Below are 15,172 nucleotides of genomic sequence, written 5' to 3'. Positions count from 1 at the left end.
GGCGATGCCCTACGGGGAGGCCGTCGGGCTGGCCGAACCCCTGCGGGAGGGGGACTGTGTGCTGGCCGACTGGCCCGCGGGCCGCCGCTTCACCGGCGCGCCCCGGCTCGCCGTCGACCCGGGCTGCGCGGGCCGGGCCCCCGACGGGCAGGTCATGGCCGTGGTGGAGGCCGCCTCCGCCGAGGAGGCCCGGGACCACGGTCCGGCGCGCTGCGAGGAACGGACCAGGCAGGCCCGCGAGCGGCTGGCCGACGTCCGCTCGGTCGCCGTCGTGCCCTCTGCGGAGGGGTTCGAGGCGGCCGGGCGGCGCACGGCCTGTCTGGTGCTGGGCGCGCACGGTCCGGTGTTCGGCCCGCTGGGCGACCGCCGCCGGTTCGGCACCGAGTTCGCCGACCCCGCGGCCATGCAGCGCCGGGACTGCCTGGACGCGACGCCCCGCGGGACCGCCCGGCTGGTGCCGTGCGGCGGGCGGTACGAGGAACAGGTGCTCGGATTCACCCGACTGGGCGAAGAGGACGTCCCGCGCGCGGGGGCCGGGCGGGGCGCGGCCGTCGAGGTCTGCGCGCGGGAGGTGCCGCCGCGTGACTACGGCTTCGACCCCTCCTTGTACGTGTCCGGGGCCTGGACCAGCGACAAACCACCGCAAACCGGCCCACACGTCGCCGTGTGCACCGTGAAGCGGCGCAACGGGGGCACCATGGAGGGAACCGAACCATGAGGAGGGTGTCGCGATGCCCGGTTCTGCGAACGGTTCCACTCCGGTGAAGACGATGGGGGCGCTCACCATCGGCGCCCTGGTCGCCGTGACGGCCTACACGGTGGCGCTCGGCAGCAACGGCTGGCTGTGGTTCGGCTGGGTCGTGCTGGGCGTGATCACCCTCGGAGTCGCGGCCACGCGCAGCTGAGGCTCACGCGTGGCAGCACACCTCCTCCCTCACTTCGGGGCGAGCCGCCCCGCGGAATGGACCCCGGGCTGGTACTTCGGCAGCCGTACGGTGATCTTCATGCCGGCCCCCAGGGCGGTCTCGATGACCAGCCCGTGGTCGTCGCCGTAGACCTGCCGGAGCCGGTCGTCGACGTTGGACAGGCCGATCCCGCCGGTGGAGCCGGCCTCGTGGGCGAGGATGCGGCGCAGCGTGCCGGGGTCCATTCCGGCGCCGTCGTCCTCGATCACCACGAGGGCTTCGGCGCCGGCGTCCTGGGCGGTGATCTGGATGTGGCACTTGTCGGCCTTGCCCTCCAGGCCGTGCTTGACGGCGTTCTCCACCAGCGGCTGGAGGCACAGGAAGGGCAGCGCGACCGGCAGCACCTCGGGCGCGATCTGCAGGGTCACCGAGAGCCGGTCGCCGAAGCGTGCCCGCACCAGGGCCAGGTAGTGGTCGATGGCGTGCAGTTCGTCGGCGAGCGTGGTGAAGTCCCCGTGCCGGCGGAACGAGTAGCGGGTGAAGTCGGCGAACTCCAGAAGCAGTTCGCGGGCCCGCTCGGGGTCGGTGCGCACGAACGAGGCGATCACGGCGAGTGAGTTGAAGATGAAGTGGGGGGAGATCTGCGCGCGCAGGGCCCGGATCTCGGCCTCGATGAGCCGGGTGCGGGACTGGTCGAGGTCGGCCAGCTCCAGCTGAACGGACACCCAGCGGGCGACCTCCCCGGCGGCCCGCACCAGCACCGCGGACTCCCGCGGCGCGCAGGCGACCAGCGCACCGTGCACCCGGTCGTCGACGGTGAGCGGCGCCACGACGGCCCAGCGCACCGTGCAGTCGGCCGTGTCGCAGGCCAGCGGGAACGCCTCCCCGCGGCCGGTGTCGAGCGGACCGGCGAGGCGTTCCATGATCTCCGCGCGGTGGTGGGCCCCCACGCCGTCCCAGACCAGCACCTGTTCGCGGTCCGTGAGGCACAGGGCGTCCGTGCCGAGCAGGGAGCGCAGCTTGCGGGCCGACTTGCGGGCGGTCTCCTCGGTCAGGCCGGCCCGCAGCGGGGGCGTGGCCAGGGACGCGGTGTGCAGGGTCTCAAAGGTGGCGTGCTCGACGTCGGTGCCCAGTCCGGCCAGTCCGGCCGGGCGGGCGGTGCGGCGGCCGAGCCAGAAGCCGGCGGCCAGCAGCGGCAGCACGGCGACCAGCAGTCCGGCCAGGAAACCGCTCATGCGGACACCTCCGTGCGCAGTTCCTCCGGCAGGTGGAAGCGGGCCAGGACGGCCGCCGTGCCGGGCGGCACCCGGCCGGGGGTGGCCAGCGACACGAGGATCATGGTGAGGAAGCCCAGCGGCACCGACCACAGGGCCGGCCAGGCGAGCAGCGCGTGCCAGGCGCCCTGGCCGGGATAGCCGGCCATGGTCGCGGCGACCGCCAGGAAGGCGGCGCCGCCGCCCACCAGCATCCCGGCGGCCGCACCGGGCGGGGTCAGTTGGCGCCACCAGATGCCGAGGACCAGCAGGGGACAGAACGACGAGGCCGACACGGCGAAGGCCAGGCCCACGGCGTCGGCCACCGGCAGGCCGCCGACGAGGAGGCTCCCGGCGAGCGGGACGGCCATCGCCAGTACCGTGCCCAGCCGGAAGTGGCGCACCCCCCGGGAGGGCAGCACGTCCTGGGTGAGCACCCCGGCGACGGCCATGGTCAGTCCGGACGCGGTGGACAGGAAGGCGGCGAAGGCGCCTCCCGCCACCAGGGCGCCGAGCAGGTCGCCGCCCACTCCCCCGATCATCAGCCCGGGCAGCAGCAGGACGGCGGCGTCCGCGTTGCCGGTGAGGGTGAGCTCGGGCGCGTACAGGCGGCCGAGCGCGCCGTAGAGCGGCGGCAGCAGGTAGAAGGCGCCGATCAGGCCGAGGACGGCGACGGTGGTGCGGCGGGCGGCGACGCCGTGCGGGCTGGTGTAGAAGCGCACCACGACGTGCGGCAATCCCATGGTCCCGAAGAACGTGGCGAGCATCAGGCCGTACGTGGCGTAGAGCGGGCGTTCCTCGCGGGACTCGGCCCGGGACGGCGAGAGGGCGTCGTCGGCACCCTGCCCGGCGGAGGGCACCTCGGCGCCCTCGGCGAAGGTGAGGCGGGTGCCGGCGGCGATGTGGTGGCTGCCCGCGGGGAGGGTGACCTCGCCGCCCCTGTGGCGGCGGCCGTCGACGGAGCCGTCCACGGTGACGGTGAGCGGCTCGTCGAGCCGGAGGGTGAGGCTGTCCTCGACCCGGACGGCGCGCTGCTCGCGGAAGGCCGCCGGCTCGTCGAAGGTGTGGCGGGGTGCTCCGTCGCCCTGCCAGGCGAGGACCAAAAACAAGGCGGGGACGAGCAGGGCGGTGAGTTTGAGCCAGTACTGGAAGGCCTGGACGAAGGTGATGCTGCGCATGCCGCCGGCGGCGACGATGGCGGTGACGACGACGGCGACGCTCACCCCGCCGAGCCAGTCGGGCGCGCCGGTCAGCACGGTGAGGGTCAGTCCGGCGCCCTGGAGCTGCGGCAGCAGGTAGAGCCAGCCGACGCCGACGACGAACGCCCCCGCCAGCCGGCGCACCGCCTGGGAGGCCAGCCGGGCCTCGGCGAAGTCGGGGAGGGTGTAGGCGCCGGAGCGGCGCAGCGGGGCGGCGACGAACAGCAGTAGCACCAGGTAGCCGGCGGTGTAGCCGACCGGGTACCAGAGCATGTCCGGGCCCTGCACCAGGACGAGTCCGGCGATGCCGAGGAAGGACGCGGCGGACAGGTACTCGCCGCTGATGGCGGCGGCGTTGAGGCGTGGGCCGACGGTGCGGGAGGCGACGTAGAAGTCGGAGGTGGTGCGCGATATGCGCAAGCCGAAGGCGCCCACGAGGACGGTCGAGACGAGCACGAGGGCGACGGCGGGGACGGCGTAGCTGGAGTTCACGGCACTGGGGGTCCCGGTCTCAGCGGTCCTCGACGAGCCGCACGAAGTCGCGTTCGTTGCGTTCGGCGCGGCGCACGTACCAGCGGGCGAGCAGGACGAGCGGGGCGTACAGGCCGAAGCCGAGCACCCCCCACTCCAGGCCGGCGTCGGGGGCGGCGGCGAAGACCAGCGGGAGCGGTCCGATGAGCAGCACCAGCACCGCGAACACGGTGAGTCCGGCGCGCAGCTGGATGCGCATCAGGGAGCGCACGTAGGTGTGGCCGAGGGTGGTCTGCTCGTCGATCTCGGTGCGCGGGCGGTAGTAGCCGAAGGCACGGCGCGCGCGGCGGGGCGGTCCGGTGACGACCACGCGGCGCTCGGTGGGGTCCTGGGGCATGGCGTCGTCCTTCTCTATCCCGCGGTCCGGCGCATCAGCAGGTCGCGCAGTTCGCGGGCGTGCCGCCTGCTGACCTGGAGTTCCTCGGTGCCGATCAGCACGCTCACCGTACCCGCGTCCAGCCGGAGTTCACCGATGTGGCCGAGGGCGACCAGGTGGCGGCGGTGGATGCGGACGAAGCCGCGGGAGCGCCAGCGCTCCTCGAGGGTGGACAGCGGGATCCGCACCAGGTGGCTGCCGCGGGCGGTGTGCAGCCGGGCGTAGTCGCCCTGGGCCTCCACGTGGGTGATGTCGTCCACGGCCACGAAGCGGGTGACCCCGCCGAGTTCGACGGCGATGTGGTCGGGGTCGGGTTCGTGCACCGGGATGCGCGGGCCGCTCTCGCGCGGGGCGGGGACGCGCCGTTCGGCGATCCGGCGGACCGCCTCGGCCAGGCGTTCCCTGCGGACGGGTTTGAGGACGTAGTCCACGGCCTTGAGTTCGAAGGCCTGGACGGCGAAGTCCTCGTGGGCGGTGACGAACACGACGAGCGGCGGCCGGGCGAACCCGGACAGCAGGCGGGCGAGGTCGAGGCCGTCCAGGCCCGGCATCTGGATGTCGAGGAAGACGACGTCGATGGCGTCGGGCCCGTCGGGCCCGGACTCCAGGGCGCGGTTGATGCGGCGCAGCGCCTCGGTGGCGTCCGAGGCGCCCTCGGCGCTGCCGACCCGGGGGTCGGTGTTGAGCAGGTAGAGCAGTTCCTCCAGCGAGGGGCGTTCGTCGTCGACGGCGAGGGCGCGCAGCATGGCCGGGAGTCTAGGGCCGAACGTCACGTCTGGACACGCCCCGGGTGGACGTTCCCGCAGGACAGGGTGGCGGACGGATGCCGGGGGCGGCGGGCTGCGCTGGATACAGTGCCGCCATGAACAGCAGGCCCACGCCGTTCGACGAGCTCGACCGCAAGATCGTCAATGCCCTGATGGCGAACGCCAGGACGTCCTTCGCCGAGATCGGTGCGGCCGTCGGGCTGTCGTCGACGGCGGTCAAGCGCCGGGTGGACCGGCTGCGGGAGACCGGGGTGATCACCGGCTTCACGGCGACGGTGGAGCCGTCGGCGCTGGGCTGGCGCACCGAGGCGTACGTGGAGGTGTACTGCGAGGGGGCGGCGCCGCCGCGGCGGCTGGCGGAGGTGGTGCGCAACCATCCGGAGATCGCCGCGGCGATGACGGTGACCGGTGGCGCGGACGCGCTGCTGCACGTGCGGGCCCGGGACGTGGAGCACTTCGAGGAGGTGCTGGAGCGCATCCGTGCCGAGCCGTTCGTGCGGAAGACGATCAGCGTCATGGTGCTGTCCCACCTGATCCCGGACAGTCCGGAGGCGGGTGCCAGCCAGCCCGCTCCGGAGGGCGCAGCAGACGTGCGTCCGGAGGGCTGAAGACGCAGCGTTCATGCGGGAACGCGCAGCTGTTGTCGCTTGTCGGCCGCCCGGGGGGCTCCATACCGTGGAATCACCCCATCGTCACCGTGTGGAAGCGGAGGGAACCCTCTGTGTCCGACTCCCGTGTGCCGAGCCCGCGGCGCTACCTCGTCTGCGAACCCAGACACTTCGCCGTGCGCTACGCGATCAACCCGTGGATGCACCCCGACCGTCCCGTCGACGTCTCCCGCGCCCAGCACCAGTGGCGGTCGCTGGTCGCCGCGTACCGGGACCACGGCCATACCGTGGAGAACGTGAAGCCCGTACCCGGTCTGCCCGACATGGTGTTCGCCGCGAACGCGGCGGTCGTCGTGGAGGGCCGTGTGTTCGGCTCCCTGTTCCACGCGCCCGAGCGGCGCCCGGAGTCCGCGGCGTACGAGACGTGGTTCAAGGCCGAGGGCTACGAGGTGCACCACCCGGAGTCGGTGTGCGAGGGCGAGGGCGACCTCGTGCCGGCCGGGCGGTGGATCCTGGCCGGCACCGGTTTCCGCACCACGCGCGAGGCGCACCGCGAGGTGCAGGAGCACTTCGGGGTGCCGGTGATCAGCCTGACGCTGGTGGACCCGTACTTCTACCACCTGGACACGGCGCTGTTCGTGCTGGACGACGAGAACGTGGCGTACTACCCGGAGGCGTTCTCGCCCGGCAGCCGCGAGGTGCTGGCCCGGCTGTACCCGGACGCGGTGCTCGCCACCCGCGAGGACGCGATGGCCTTCGGCCTGAACTCCGTCTCGGACGGCCGCCACGTGTTCATCTCGCCCGGGGCGACGGCCCTCGCGGACCGGCTCGCCGACCGCGGTTACGTTCCCGTCCCCGTCGACCTGTCGGAGTTCCACAAGGCCGGCGGCGGCATCAAGTGCTGCACTCAGGAGATCCGCTCATGACCACTGCCGCCCGTACCCGTTCGTCCGCCGATCTGATCGGTGCCGAGGAACCGGTCCTCGCGCACAACTACCACCCGCTGCCCGTGGTCGTCGCCCGGGCGGAGGGCACCTGGGTGGAGGACGTGGAGGGCCGCCGCTACCTGGACATGCTGGCCGGATACTCGGCCCTCAACTTCGGCCACCGGCACCCGGGGCTGATCGAGGCCGCGCACCGCCAGCTGGACCGGCTCACCCTGACCTCGCGCGCGTTCCACAACGACCGGCTCGCCGAGTTCGCGGAGCGGCTGACGGCGCTGACCGGGCTCGACATGGTGCTGCCGATGAACACCGGCGCGGAGGCGGTGGAGAGCGCGGTCAAGGTGGCCCGCAAGTGGGCCTACGACGTGAAGGGCGTGCCCGCCGACCGGGCCACGATCGTGGTGGCCGCGGACAACTTCCACGGCCGGACGACGACCATCGTCAGCTTCTCCACGGACGAGGTGGCCCGCCGCGGCTTCGGCCCCTTCACGCCGGGCTTCCGCGTGGTCCCCTACAACGACCTGGCGGCGCTGGAGGAGGCCGTGGACGAGACCACGGCGGCCGTGCTGATCGAGCCCGTCCAGGGCGAGGCCGGCGTGATCATCCCGGACGACGGCTACCTGGCCGGGGTGCGCGAACTGACCACCCGCAAGGGGTGCCTGTTCGTCGCCGACGAGATCCAGTCGGGCCTGGGCCGCACGGGCCGGACCCTGGCCGTGGAGCACGAGTCGGTCGTCCCGGACATGGTGCTGCTCGGCAAGGCCCTCGGCGGCGGCATCGTGCCGGTGTCGGCGGTGGTCGCCCGCCGCGAGGTGCTCCAGGTGCTGCACCCCGGCGAACACGGGTCGACCTTCGGCGGCAACCCGCTGGCGGCGGCGGTCGGCACGGCGGTGGTGGAACTGCTGGAGACGGGCGAGTTCCAGCGCCGGGCGGCCGAGCTGGGCGTGGTGCTGCGGGGCGGTCTGGAGTCGCTGGTCGGCAAGGGCGTCGTCGGCTTCCGGGCCCGGGGGCTGTGGGCCGGGGTGGACGTCGACCCCGCGCTCGGCACCGGGCGCGAGGTCAGTGAGCGCCTCATGCGCGAGGGCATCCTGGTCAAGGACACCCACGGCTCCACGATCCGGCTCGCGCCGCCGCTGACGATCACGTCGGACGAGCTGGCGGGGGCCCTGGGGACCCTGGAGAAGGTGCTGGGCGCGGGGGCCTGAGGCCCGGGCGCGGCGGACCGGCGGGACGGCCGGCGCGGACGGGTGCCGCGCCGGCCGTCCCACCGGCCTCTCCCGTCCGTCCCTTCCCGCGGGGCGCTCCGGGGAGCCGCGCACTCGGTCCCGGGGTGAAGATGGGGGGCAAGAGGTCGTAGACCACCCCCAGCGACAGCGAGGCCGGCCGTGGGCGGAGACGAGGAGCAGGACGCGACCCGGCAGGGGTTCGACGTGGCCGACGCCGTCCCCCTGCTGTCGGATCCGCACGGCGTGGTGTCGGGCTGGACACCCGGGGCGGAGCGGCTGCTGGGGTATCCGGCCGAGGGCGCGGTCGGCCGCAAGCTGGCCGAGCTGCTGTCCGAGGAGGACGCGCTGCGGGCACCGGACCTGGTGGAGCGGTGCCGGACGGAGGGCGGCTGGGCGGGTCTGCTGACGGCCCTGCACCGTGACGGCCGGCCCGTGCGGCTCATGGCGCGGATCACGACGGTCGTGGCACCGCGCGGTGAGGCGTCGCTGCTGGTCCTGCTGTCGGAGCTGACCGGCTCGACCGGCTGGGACATGAGCCGGTCGGTGCTGGAGCAGCTGGTCACCGGGTCGCCCATCGGCCTCGCGATCGTGGACACCGACCTGCGTTTCGTGTGGTCCAACCCGGCGCTGGAGCAGTTCGGCGGCGGGCCGGCGCTGCGGCGGCTGGGTCTGCGCTTCGCCGACGTCCAGCCGGGCATGGACGCCGAGGCGGTCGAGGAGCAGATGCGGCACGTGCTGCGCACCGGGGAGCCGGTCGTCGGCTACGAGCACGTCGGCCGGGTGCGGTCGGCGCCGCTGCGCGAGACCGCGCACATGCTGTCGTTCAACCGGCTCGACGACGACCGCGGACGCCCCATGGGGGTGTACTACACGGTCGTCGACATCACCGAGCGGCACCGGGCCCGGCAGCGCCTGGCCCTGCTGGACCGGGCCGGTGAGCAGATCGGGCGCAGCCTGGACATCGGCCGCACCGCGCAGGAGCTCGCCGACGTCGCCGTGCCCGACCTCGCGGACTTCGTCACCGTGGACCTGCTGGAGCCCGTGCTGCGGGGCGCCGAGCTGCCGCCCCGGCCGGCCACCGGGAACGGCACGCTCGAACTGCGCCGGGCGGGTCACCGCTCGGTGTACGAGGACCTGCCGCGGCCCGGCGTGGAGACCGGCGGGGTGGCGGCGTACCGGGCCGACTCGCCCCCGGCCCGCGCCCTGACCACCGGCCGGCCCTGGCGCCAGGAGCAGCTCGACCCGCTGGAGACGGAGTGGGCCGTGAACTCCGGGGCGCCGCAGTCCACCTTCCTGGAGCTGGGCCTGCAGAGCGTGATGATCGTGCCGATCCGGGCCCGGGGCGCCACCCTGGGCCTGACGGCCTTCTACCGGCGCCGCCGCCAGAACCCCTTCGACGCGGACGACCTGAACCTGGCCGAGGACCTCGTCTCCCGCGCCGCGGTCTGCGTCGACAACGCCCGGCGCTACACCCGCGAACGGAACGCGGCGCTCGGGCTGCAGCGCAGTCTGCTGCCCCGCCGGCTGCCCGAGCAGGACGCCGTCGAGGTGTCCGCCTGCTACCGCCCGGCCGACGAGCTGACCGGCCTGGGCGGCGACTGGTACGACCTCGTGCCGCTGTCCGGGGCACGGGTCGCGCTGGTCGTGGGCGAGGTCCCCGGGCACGGCATCGACGCCGCCGCGGCCATGGGCCGGCTGCGGACCGCGGTCCGCACGCTGGCCGCGCTGGACCTGCCGCCCGAGGAGGTGCTGGCGCACCTGGACGACCTGGTGGGGAGCGTGGCCCGGGACGAGGGCTCCGATCCCGAGGGGGCGCCGGACCAGTGGCTGGGCTCCGGGTGCCTGTACGTGGTCTACGACCCGGTCGACGGGACGTGTGCGATGGCCGCGGCGGGGCAGCCCGCGCCCGCGGTGCTGGCGCCCGACGGCACGGTCACCTTCGTCGAGCTGCCGCAGGGCCCGCCGCTGGGCGTGGGCGGCCCGCCGTTCGAGGCGCGGGAGCTGTCGCTGGCGGAGGGCAGCGTGCTCGCGCTGCACACCGACGGTCTGCTGGCCCGCGACGGCCCGGAGGCGGCCGGGACCGACCGGAGCCGGCTGCGCAGGGCGCTGCAGGAGCACCCGTCCTCGCTCGAGATGTGCTGCCGGGCCGTGGTGGACGCGCTGGTCCCCGACCGGCCGTTCGACGACGTGGCGCTCATGCTGGCGCGCACCCGGCGGCTCGGCGGGGACCGGGTCGCGGTGTGGGATCTCCCGTCGACGCCGACGGTGGTGTCCGAGGCGCGCCGGACGGCGACGGCGAAGGTGGCCGACTGGGGGCTGGAGGACCTGGTGTTCACCACGGAGCTGGTGGTGAGCGAGCTCGTCACGAACGCCATCCGGTACACCGACGGGCCCGTGCGGCTGCGGCTGATCCGGGGGCGCTCGCTGGTCTGCGAGGTGTTCGACAGCGGGGCGACGGCGCCGCACCTGCGCCATCCGCGGGCCATGGACGAGGGCGGGCGCGGGCTGCTGCTGGTCTCCCAGCTGGCCCAGCGGTGGGGCACCCGCTTCGCGCCCCACGGGAAGATCATCTGGGCCGAAATCGCGGTCACCGGACCGGAGGACTGAGGCCCGTCCGGAGCGCTGAGGCCCGGTCCGGCGGGCGTCCCCCCGGGCCGGTCCGGTCCCGTCACGTCCGGGTCAGCGGTCGCGCGCGCCGTCGAGGTCCTCGATGTGCCGCACGTTCCCCCGGTCCTCGGCGTCCTCGCTGGGCGTACCCGCGAACCAGGCGTCGAGGATCTCCCCCAGCAGCGGCTCCGAGGTCAGCCGCAGGCTGAGGGCCAGCACGTTGGCGTCGTTCCAGCGGCGCGCGCCGTCCGCCGTGTAGGCGTCCGTGCACAGCGCGGCCCGTACCCCGGGCACCTTGTTCGCGGCGATCGCGGCGCCCGTGCCGGTCCAGCAGCAGACCACGGCCTGGTCGGCCGTGCCGGCGGCGACCTCGCGGGCGGCCGCCTCGGAGCAAACCGCCCACTGCGGGTCGTCGCCCGGGCTCAGGGCACCGTGCGGGCGCACCTCGTGACCGCGCTCGCGCAGAGCGGCGACCAGGGCCCGGGCCACGGGTTCGTCCATGTCGGAGGAGACGGAGATCCGCATGCCATCGAGCGTAGCGCCTGTCCCGCCGTGCGCCTGTGCCCCGCACACGGGCCCCGCTCGGCGGCGCTCCATGGCCGCCTTCCCGGGGCGCGGGCCGCCCTCGGCGACCCTCAAGATCCGGTCACACGCTCCCGCGCGGGTTGCCGTCGGCCCCCGTCCGGCAGGAGGGTGTGTCCCGCGGGCCACCCCAGCCGCACAAGTCCCCACCGGCACAGGCGTGGTCGGGCGTCGTGCCGCCTGCGGGCGGCGCCGCGCGCCGCCCCGTCCGGCCTGGTGCCGGGCGGTGCCGCCCGGACCTAGACTGACACCCCGCCACGTGCCGGTCGACCTGCTGGAGAACGGCGGTCCACCGGCCCGCCGGAGCCGAGGAGCGTGCCTTGTTCTACTACTTGCTCAAGTACGTGCTGCTGGGGCCGCTGCTGAGACTGGTGTTCCGGCCCCGCATCGAGGGGCTGGAACACGTGCCGTCGTCCGGTGCCGCGATCGTGGCGGGCAACCACCTGTCGTTCTCCGACCACTTCCTGATGCCCGCCGTGCTCAAGCGGCGCATCACCTTCCTGGCCAAGGCCGAGTACTTCACCGGGCCCGGCATCAAGGGCCGGCTCACGGCGTACTTCTTCCGCAGCGCGGGGCAGATCCCGGTCGACCGCTCGGGCAAGGAGGCGGGCCAGGCGGCGATCCGGGAGGGGCTCGGGGTGCTGTCCAAGGGGGAGCTGCTCGGCATCTACCCCGAGGGCACCCGCTCGCACGACGGCCGCCTCTACAAGGGCAAGGTGGGGGTCGCGGTGATGGCGCTCAAGGCGGGTGTCCCGGTGATCCCCTGCGCGATGATCGGCACCTTCGAGGCCCAGCCGCCCGGCCGGGTGGTGCCGCGCATCCACCCGGTGGTGATCCGGTTCGGCGAGCCCCTGGACTTCTCGCGCTACGCGGGCATGGAGAACGAGAAGGCGATCCTGCGGGCGATCACCGACGAGATCATGTACGCGATCCTGACGCTCTCCGAGCAGGAGTACGTCGACCAGTACGCGGCCGCCGCCAAGGCCGCGGACGCCGAGCGGAAGGCCGGCCGGAAGGCCACGGGCGAACGCCGCGCGCGGCGGCTGCCGCAGCGCTGAGCACTGCTTCGGGGGGAGGTGCGGCCGGGGTCCCGGCCGCACCTCCCCTTCGGCGTGTCCGGGCGGCCGGCGGGCGCGGGCCGCTTCCCGCTGGGGGGCCGGAATCAGGAGGGCGCCGGTCCCCGGTGCTCCGCGGTGATGCCGAAGCGGTGCTGTTCGCCGGGAGCGGACGCGGTGCCGCGGATGCCGGACACCGTGCTGACCACCACCTGCTCCCCCGCCGCCTCCGCGGCCTGGGCCCGCCGTTCCAGTTCCTCGAGTCGTCGCAGGTCATCGGCTGAGACGAGGGCGGCCAGCGGCTTGCCGTGCCGGGTCAGGACGACGCGCTCACCGCCGTACACCACGCGGTTGGTCAGGTCGGCGAGCTCAGCCCTGGCTTGCGTCACCGGAATCTCGTAGGCCATACCTCCATCCTAACGTGATGTACGTCCTGTACATTTTTTACAGACACAGCCTGCCAGGAGGGGGTCCCATGACCCGGCCGTCCGCCCGCCACGCCCTGCCGGAGTTCACCGAACGCACGGCCTCCGGCCACCGGACCACGGATCCGTACGCGAAACTGCTGGAGGAGCGGATCGTCTTCCTCGGCGCCCCGCTCGACGAGACTTCCGCGAACGACGTGACGGCCCAGTTCATGTACCTGGAGCACCTGGCTCCCGAGCGGGACATCTCGCTGTACGTGAACTCGCCGGGCGGCTCCTTCCACGCCCTGTCGGTGCTCTACGACACGCTGCGCTTCGTCACCTGCGACGTGGAGACGGTGTGCCTCGGCCGGGCGGAGGGTGCCGCCGCGCTGCTCCTGGCCGCGGGCACACCGGGCAAGCGGTTCGTGCTGCCCGGGGCGCGCCTGGTGCTGCGTCAGCCGTCGCTGGAGCCGGTCGAGGGCCCGGCCGGCGACCTGGCCGTCCACGCCGGCGAACTGGCGCGGGTGCGCGCCCGGATGGAGGACATCCTGGTCCGGCACACGGGCCGCGGTGCGGAGCAGGTGCGGGCGGACATCGAGCGGGACCTGGTCCTCGACGCACCGGCGGCCGTGGAGTACGGCCTCGCCGACGCCGTCGTGCCCGGCCGCCGGGACGCTCGCCCCACGGCCCCCGGGGCGAGGTGAGCGGCCGGTGCTGCCCCCCGAACTGCCGCCGCTGCCCGCACTGACCCGCGCGGAGGCGGAGCTGATCGACCGTTACCTGGAGGTCGTCGACCTGGTCGGGCGCATCAACCCGGCCCGGGACGGCGACACCTACCGCGGGCTGCGGGCCGCCCAGGCACTGGTGGGCAGGGCCGCCGAGCTGCGCGACGCACTGGCCCTGATGCACCGTCGGGGCGAGACCGAACTGCACTCCCCCACCCTGGCCCGGGCCCTGCGCGTGCTGGACGGCGAGCGGCGCGCCGCACGGGTCACGCTGCCGCCCCGTTCCGGCAGTTGACCGGGAGCGGGGAGCGGACGCCGTCCGGACGCGCGGACCGCTCGGCGGCGCGTCCGGACGGGAGTTGAAACGGACTGAACGGGCTACCCCCAAGCGGCGTAGACACACATCCATTTTCCGGCCCGTCCGGCTTGCGCAACACGCCCGGCCCCACTGCGGAATGAGGCATTCCGCCGCTGGTCCGGGGCTCCTCGGAGGCCGGGACGCCGCTCCGGACGGACGGATGTCCACCCGAACGGATGAGTGGTGAGTAACAACACAAACCCCCGGTTCCGTTGGGATATCGGGCACGGCATGGGTCAAGATCCCTGACTGACGACAAGACCCCGCCGCCGCGGCGGGGCGATCCGGGCGGACGCCGAGTCCTGCCGCCGCCCGGATGACGGGTCGACACGGAGTGGATCGGCAGGAGTGGAGGACCCAGCACGACGGATTGCCGGACCGTCAGGTCCGAGCAGTCCTTGGGGTGAAGCCGCATCCGTGCGGCCGGGCAACTTCGCCAGCCCGAATCCGACAGGTCATCCTTCACAGGCGGCTGACGAAGGGTTGCGCATGTCTGCGCTCAATCGTGTCCCGTCTCTCATGGCCCGGGCCGGCACGGCCTCGGCCCTCACCCTCGCCGCCGTCGGCGGCTCGATCGTGGTCCCCGGTGTCGCCTCCGAGGCCGCCGCCGCCAGCCCCGCCACCAAGGCACTGAAGGTCGCCGCCGCCAAGAAGGGCGCGCCCTACCGCTGGGGGGCCACCGGCCCGAACCGCTTCGACTGTTCGGGGCTCACGCAGTACGCGTTCAAGAAGGCGGGCAAGAAGCTCCCCCGCACCGCCGCCCAGCAGTACAACAAGACCCGCCACATCTCCGCCAAGAACCGCAAGGCGGGCGACCTGGTGTTCTTCCACTCGGGCAGCTACGTCTACCACGTGGGCATCTACGCCGGGAAGGGCAAGCTCTGGCACGCCCCGAAGACCGGGGACGTGGTACGCCTGCAGAAGATCTGGACCGGCAGCGTCTGGTACGGCCGGGTGAAGTGAGCCGCGGGGGCGGCGGCACTTGGAGGGCCGCCGCCCCGCCACACCCGTCCGCCCTGGCCAGGCATGGGACGGCCGGTGCGGGTACTGGTACGGGATGGCCGAGCATCCACCCTGCACGGCGCGCGGCGAGACCCCGCTGCAGCGCGCCGACCGCAACTTCGTCGAGCTCCTCCAGGAACTGCGGGTCACCCAGACGGGTGTGCAGATCCTCTTCGCCTTCCTGCTGTCGCTCGCCTTCACCTCGCGCTTCACCTCGCTCGACACGATGCAGCGCGCCACCTACGTCACCACCCTGCTGCTGGCGGTCCTGGCCGCCGCGCTGTTCACGGCGCCGGCGGCGCTGCACCGCTCGCTGTTCCAGCAGGGCGCCAAGCCGCGCATCGTGCAGGTCTCGTCGCGGCTGGCGACCTGCGGTCTCGTGGTGCTGACGTTCGCCTTCAGCGGGGCGGTGATGCTGGTGGTCGACGTGACGACCGGCCGGTCCGGGGGGATCGCCGCGGGGGGCGGAACGTTTCTGGTCTGCCTCGGGCTGTGGGGACTGCTCCCCCGTCTGGTGGGCCGCGCGGGCACCGAGGACGACCGCCGGGGCACGCCTGTGCCGCCGCCCCGGCCGGCGCCGCTGCGGGAGACCGTCCGGCGGCCCTCCGGCCTGCGTCCGCCCGCCCC

The 15,172-nt window shown here is 73.9% G+C and carries 17 protein-coding genes and 1 riboswitch; of the genes, 11 read left to right on the top strand and 6 right to left on the bottom strand.

Translation table 11 applies throughout. The features are described 5' to 3' along the window. Both G3I53_RS06265 and G3I53_RS33195 read left to right on the top strand, forming a co-directional pair. Nucleotides 1-718, top strand: a 718-nt coding sequence (locus tag G3I53_RS06265; RefSeq protein WP_164438094.1) for a septum formation family protein, incomplete at its 5' end; no start/stop codon positions are given. A 13-nt stretch (nucleotides 719-731) separates the two neighbouring features. Then, entirely contained in the window at nucleotides 732-905 is a 174-nt protein-coding gene (locus G3I53_RS33195) for a hypothetical protein (RefSeq protein ID WP_192229406.1), read from the top strand. A gap of 29 nt (nucleotides 906-934) precedes the next feature. On the opposite strand, the gene G3I53_RS06260 is transcribed toward G3I53_RS33195, so the two are convergent. From G3I53_RS06260 to G3I53_RS06245, 4 genes are read right to left on the bottom strand one after another with little or no spacing between them, the layout of a single operon-like run. Further along, complete coding sequence (locus G3I53_RS06260; protein ID WP_164338802.1) at nucleotides 935-2,140, bottom strand: histidine kinase; 1,206 nt, start codon at nucleotides 2,138-2,140, stop codon at nucleotides 935-937. Then, a complete protein-coding gene (locus G3I53_RS06255; RefSeq protein ID WP_164338803.1) occupies nucleotides 2,137-3,849 on the bottom strand; it encodes a cation acetate symporter in 1,713 nt (570 codons plus the stop codon). The genes G3I53_RS06260 and G3I53_RS06255 overlap by 4 nt, the downstream gene beginning before the upstream one ends. Nucleotides 3,850-3,868: 19 nt before the next feature. Beyond that, nucleotides 3,869-4,225 (bottom strand): hypothetical protein, encoded by a 357-nt coding sequence (locus G3I53_RS06250; protein WP_164338804.1) that lies wholly within the window; start codon nucleotides 4,223-4,225, stop codon nucleotides 3,869-3,871. A 14-nt stretch (nucleotides 4,226-4,239) separates the two neighbouring features. Then, nucleotides 4,240-5,010, bottom strand: a complete 771-nt coding sequence (locus G3I53_RS06245; protein ID WP_164338805.1) for a LytTR family DNA-binding domain-containing protein — start codon at nucleotides 5,008-5,010, stop codon at nucleotides 4,240-4,242. A gap of 116 nt (nucleotides 5,011-5,126) precedes the next feature. Between G3I53_RS06245 and G3I53_RS06240 the strand changes: the two genes are divergently transcribed. The 4 genes from G3I53_RS06240 to G3I53_RS06225 all read left to right on the top strand — a co-directional run bounded on the left by G3I53_RS06240 (nucleotide 5,127) and on the right by G3I53_RS06225 (nucleotide 10,416). Continuing rightward, the gene (locus G3I53_RS06240) at nucleotides 5,127-5,639 is read left to right on the top strand and encodes an Lrp/AsnC family transcriptional regulator (RefSeq protein ID WP_164338806.1); all 513 of its coding nucleotides are present in this window, start codon (nucleotides 5,127-5,129) and stop codon (nucleotides 5,637-5,639) included. Between the two features lie 113 nt (nucleotides 5,640-5,752). Beyond that, the gene (ddaH, locus tag G3I53_RS06235; RefSeq protein WP_164338807.1) at nucleotides 5,753-6,565 is read left to right on the top strand and encodes a dimethylargininase; all 813 of its coding nucleotides are present in this window, start codon (nucleotides 5,753-5,755) and stop codon (nucleotides 6,563-6,565) included. After that, nucleotides 6,562-7,788, top strand: coding sequence for an ornithine--oxo-acid transaminase (gene rocD / locus G3I53_RS06230; RefSeq protein ID WP_164338808.1), 1,227 nt, complete (start codon nucleotides 6,562-6,564; stop codon nucleotides 7,786-7,788). Before ddaH ends, rocD begins: the two co-directional genes overlap by 4 nt. Nucleotides 7,789-7,968: 180 nt before the next feature. Further along, the gene (locus tag G3I53_RS06225) at nucleotides 7,969-10,416 is read left to right on the top strand and encodes a SpoIIE family protein phosphatase (protein WP_164338809.1); all 2,448 of its coding nucleotides are present in this window, start codon (nucleotides 7,969-7,971) and stop codon (nucleotides 10,414-10,416) included. Nucleotides 10,417-10,488: 72 nt separating this feature from the next. Here G3I53_RS06225 and G3I53_RS06220 read toward each other — a convergent pair whose 3' ends face one another. Further along, on the bottom strand, nucleotides 10,489-10,941 hold the full coding sequence (locus tag G3I53_RS06220; protein ID WP_164338810.1) for an RpiB/LacA/LacB family sugar-phosphate isomerase: 453 nt from the start codon (nucleotides 10,939-10,941) through the stop codon (nucleotides 10,489-10,491). 377 nt (nucleotides 10,942-11,318) lie between these two features. Here G3I53_RS06220 and G3I53_RS06215 point away from each other — a divergent pair, with 377 nt between their 5' ends. Then, nucleotides 11,319-12,056 carry a lysophospholipid acyltransferase family protein gene (locus G3I53_RS06215; protein WP_164338811.1) on the top strand — a complete coding sequence of 246 codons (738 nt, stop codon included), beginning with the start codon at nucleotides 11,319-11,321 and terminating at the stop codon, nucleotides 12,054-12,056. A 104-nt stretch (nucleotides 12,057-12,160) separates the two neighbouring features. Here the strand turns inward: G3I53_RS06215 and G3I53_RS06210 are convergent, their stop codons facing one another. After that, nucleotides 12,161-12,460, bottom strand: a complete 300-nt coding sequence (locus G3I53_RS06210) for a type II toxin-antitoxin system Phd/YefM family antitoxin (RefSeq protein WP_164338812.1) — start codon at nucleotides 12,458-12,460, stop codon at nucleotides 12,161-12,163. A 68-nt stretch (nucleotides 12,461-12,528) separates the two neighbouring features. Here G3I53_RS06210 and G3I53_RS06205 point away from each other — a divergent pair, with 68 nt between their 5' ends. The 4 genes from G3I53_RS06205 to G3I53_RS06190 all read left to right on the top strand — a co-directional run. Beyond that, nucleotides 12,529-13,164, top strand: coding sequence for an ATP-dependent Clp protease proteolytic subunit (locus G3I53_RS06205; RefSeq protein WP_164338813.1), 636 nt, complete (start codon nucleotides 12,529-12,531; stop codon nucleotides 13,162-13,164). Between the two features lie 7 nt (nucleotides 13,165-13,171). After that, nucleotides 13,172-13,480, top strand: a complete 309-nt coding sequence (locus G3I53_RS06200; RefSeq protein WP_164338814.1) for a hypothetical protein — start codon at nucleotides 13,172-13,174, stop codon at nucleotides 13,478-13,480. Nucleotides 13,481-13,826: 346 nt separating this feature from the next. Beyond that, nucleotides 13,827-14,029, top strand: a riboswitch (cyclic di-AMP (ydaO/yuaA leader). A gap of 3 nt (nucleotides 14,030-14,032) precedes the next feature. Next, nucleotides 14,033-14,506 carry a C40 family peptidase gene (locus tag G3I53_RS06195; RefSeq protein ID WP_164338815.1) on the top strand — a complete coding sequence of 158 codons (474 nt, stop codon included), beginning with the start codon at nucleotides 14,033-14,035 and terminating at the stop codon, nucleotides 14,504-14,506. A gap of 94 nt (nucleotides 14,507-14,600) precedes the next feature. Further along, a partial coding sequence (locus G3I53_RS06190; RefSeq protein ID WP_239063602.1) for a DUF6328 family protein occupies nucleotides 14,601-15,172 on the top strand: 572 nt, incomplete at its 3' end.

The sequence above is a fragment of the Streptomyces sp. SID14436 genome, assembly GCF_010548465.1.
Taxonomy (GTDB): domain Bacteria; phylum Actinomycetota; class Actinomycetes; order Streptomycetales; family Streptomycetaceae; genus Streptomyces.
Note: the sequence above shows the minus strand (reverse complement) of the source record. Positions and strands in the feature narration are given on the sequence as shown.

Excerpts from the sequence above, each read along its gene's own strand:
- G3I53_RS06195 (WP_164338815.1), top strand. The coding sequence starts at position 14,033 with ATGTCTGCGCTCAATCGTGTCCCGTCTCTCATGGCCCGGGCCGGCACG.
- rocD (WP_164338808.1), top strand. The coding sequence starts at position 6,562 with ATGACCACTGCCGCCCGTACCCGTTCGTCCGCCGATCTGATCGGTGCC.
- G3I53_RS06210 (WP_164338812.1), bottom strand. The coding sequence starts at position 12,460 with ATGGCCTACGAGATTCCGGTGACGCAAGCCAGGGCTGAGCTCGCCGAC.
- G3I53_RS06240 (WP_164338806.1), top strand. The coding sequence starts at position 5,127 with ATGAACAGCAGGCCCACGCCGTTCGACGAGCTCGACCGCAAGATCGTC.
- G3I53_RS06245 (WP_164338805.1), bottom strand. The coding sequence starts at position 5,010 with ATGCTGCGCGCCCTCGCCGTCGACGACGAACGCCCCTCGCTGGAGGAA.
- G3I53_RS06220 (WP_164338810.1), bottom strand. The coding sequence starts at position 10,941 with ATGCGGATCTCCGTCTCCTCCGACATGGACGAACCCGTGGCCCGGGCC.
- G3I53_RS06260 (WP_164338802.1), bottom strand. The coding sequence starts at position 2,140 with ATGAGCGGTTTCCTGGCCGGACTGCTGGTCGCCGTGCTGCCGCTGCTG.
- G3I53_RS06250 (WP_164338804.1), bottom strand. The coding sequence starts at position 4,225 with ATGCCCCAGGACCCCACCGAGCGCCGCGTGGTCGTCACCGGACCGCCC.
- G3I53_RS33195 (WP_192229406.1), top strand. The coding sequence starts at position 732 with ATGCCCGGTTCTGCGAACGGTTCCACTCCGGTGAAGACGATGGGGGCG.
- G3I53_RS06205 (WP_164338813.1), top strand. The coding sequence starts at position 12,529 with ATGACCCGGCCGTCCGCCCGCCACGCCCTGCCGGAGTTCACCGAACGC.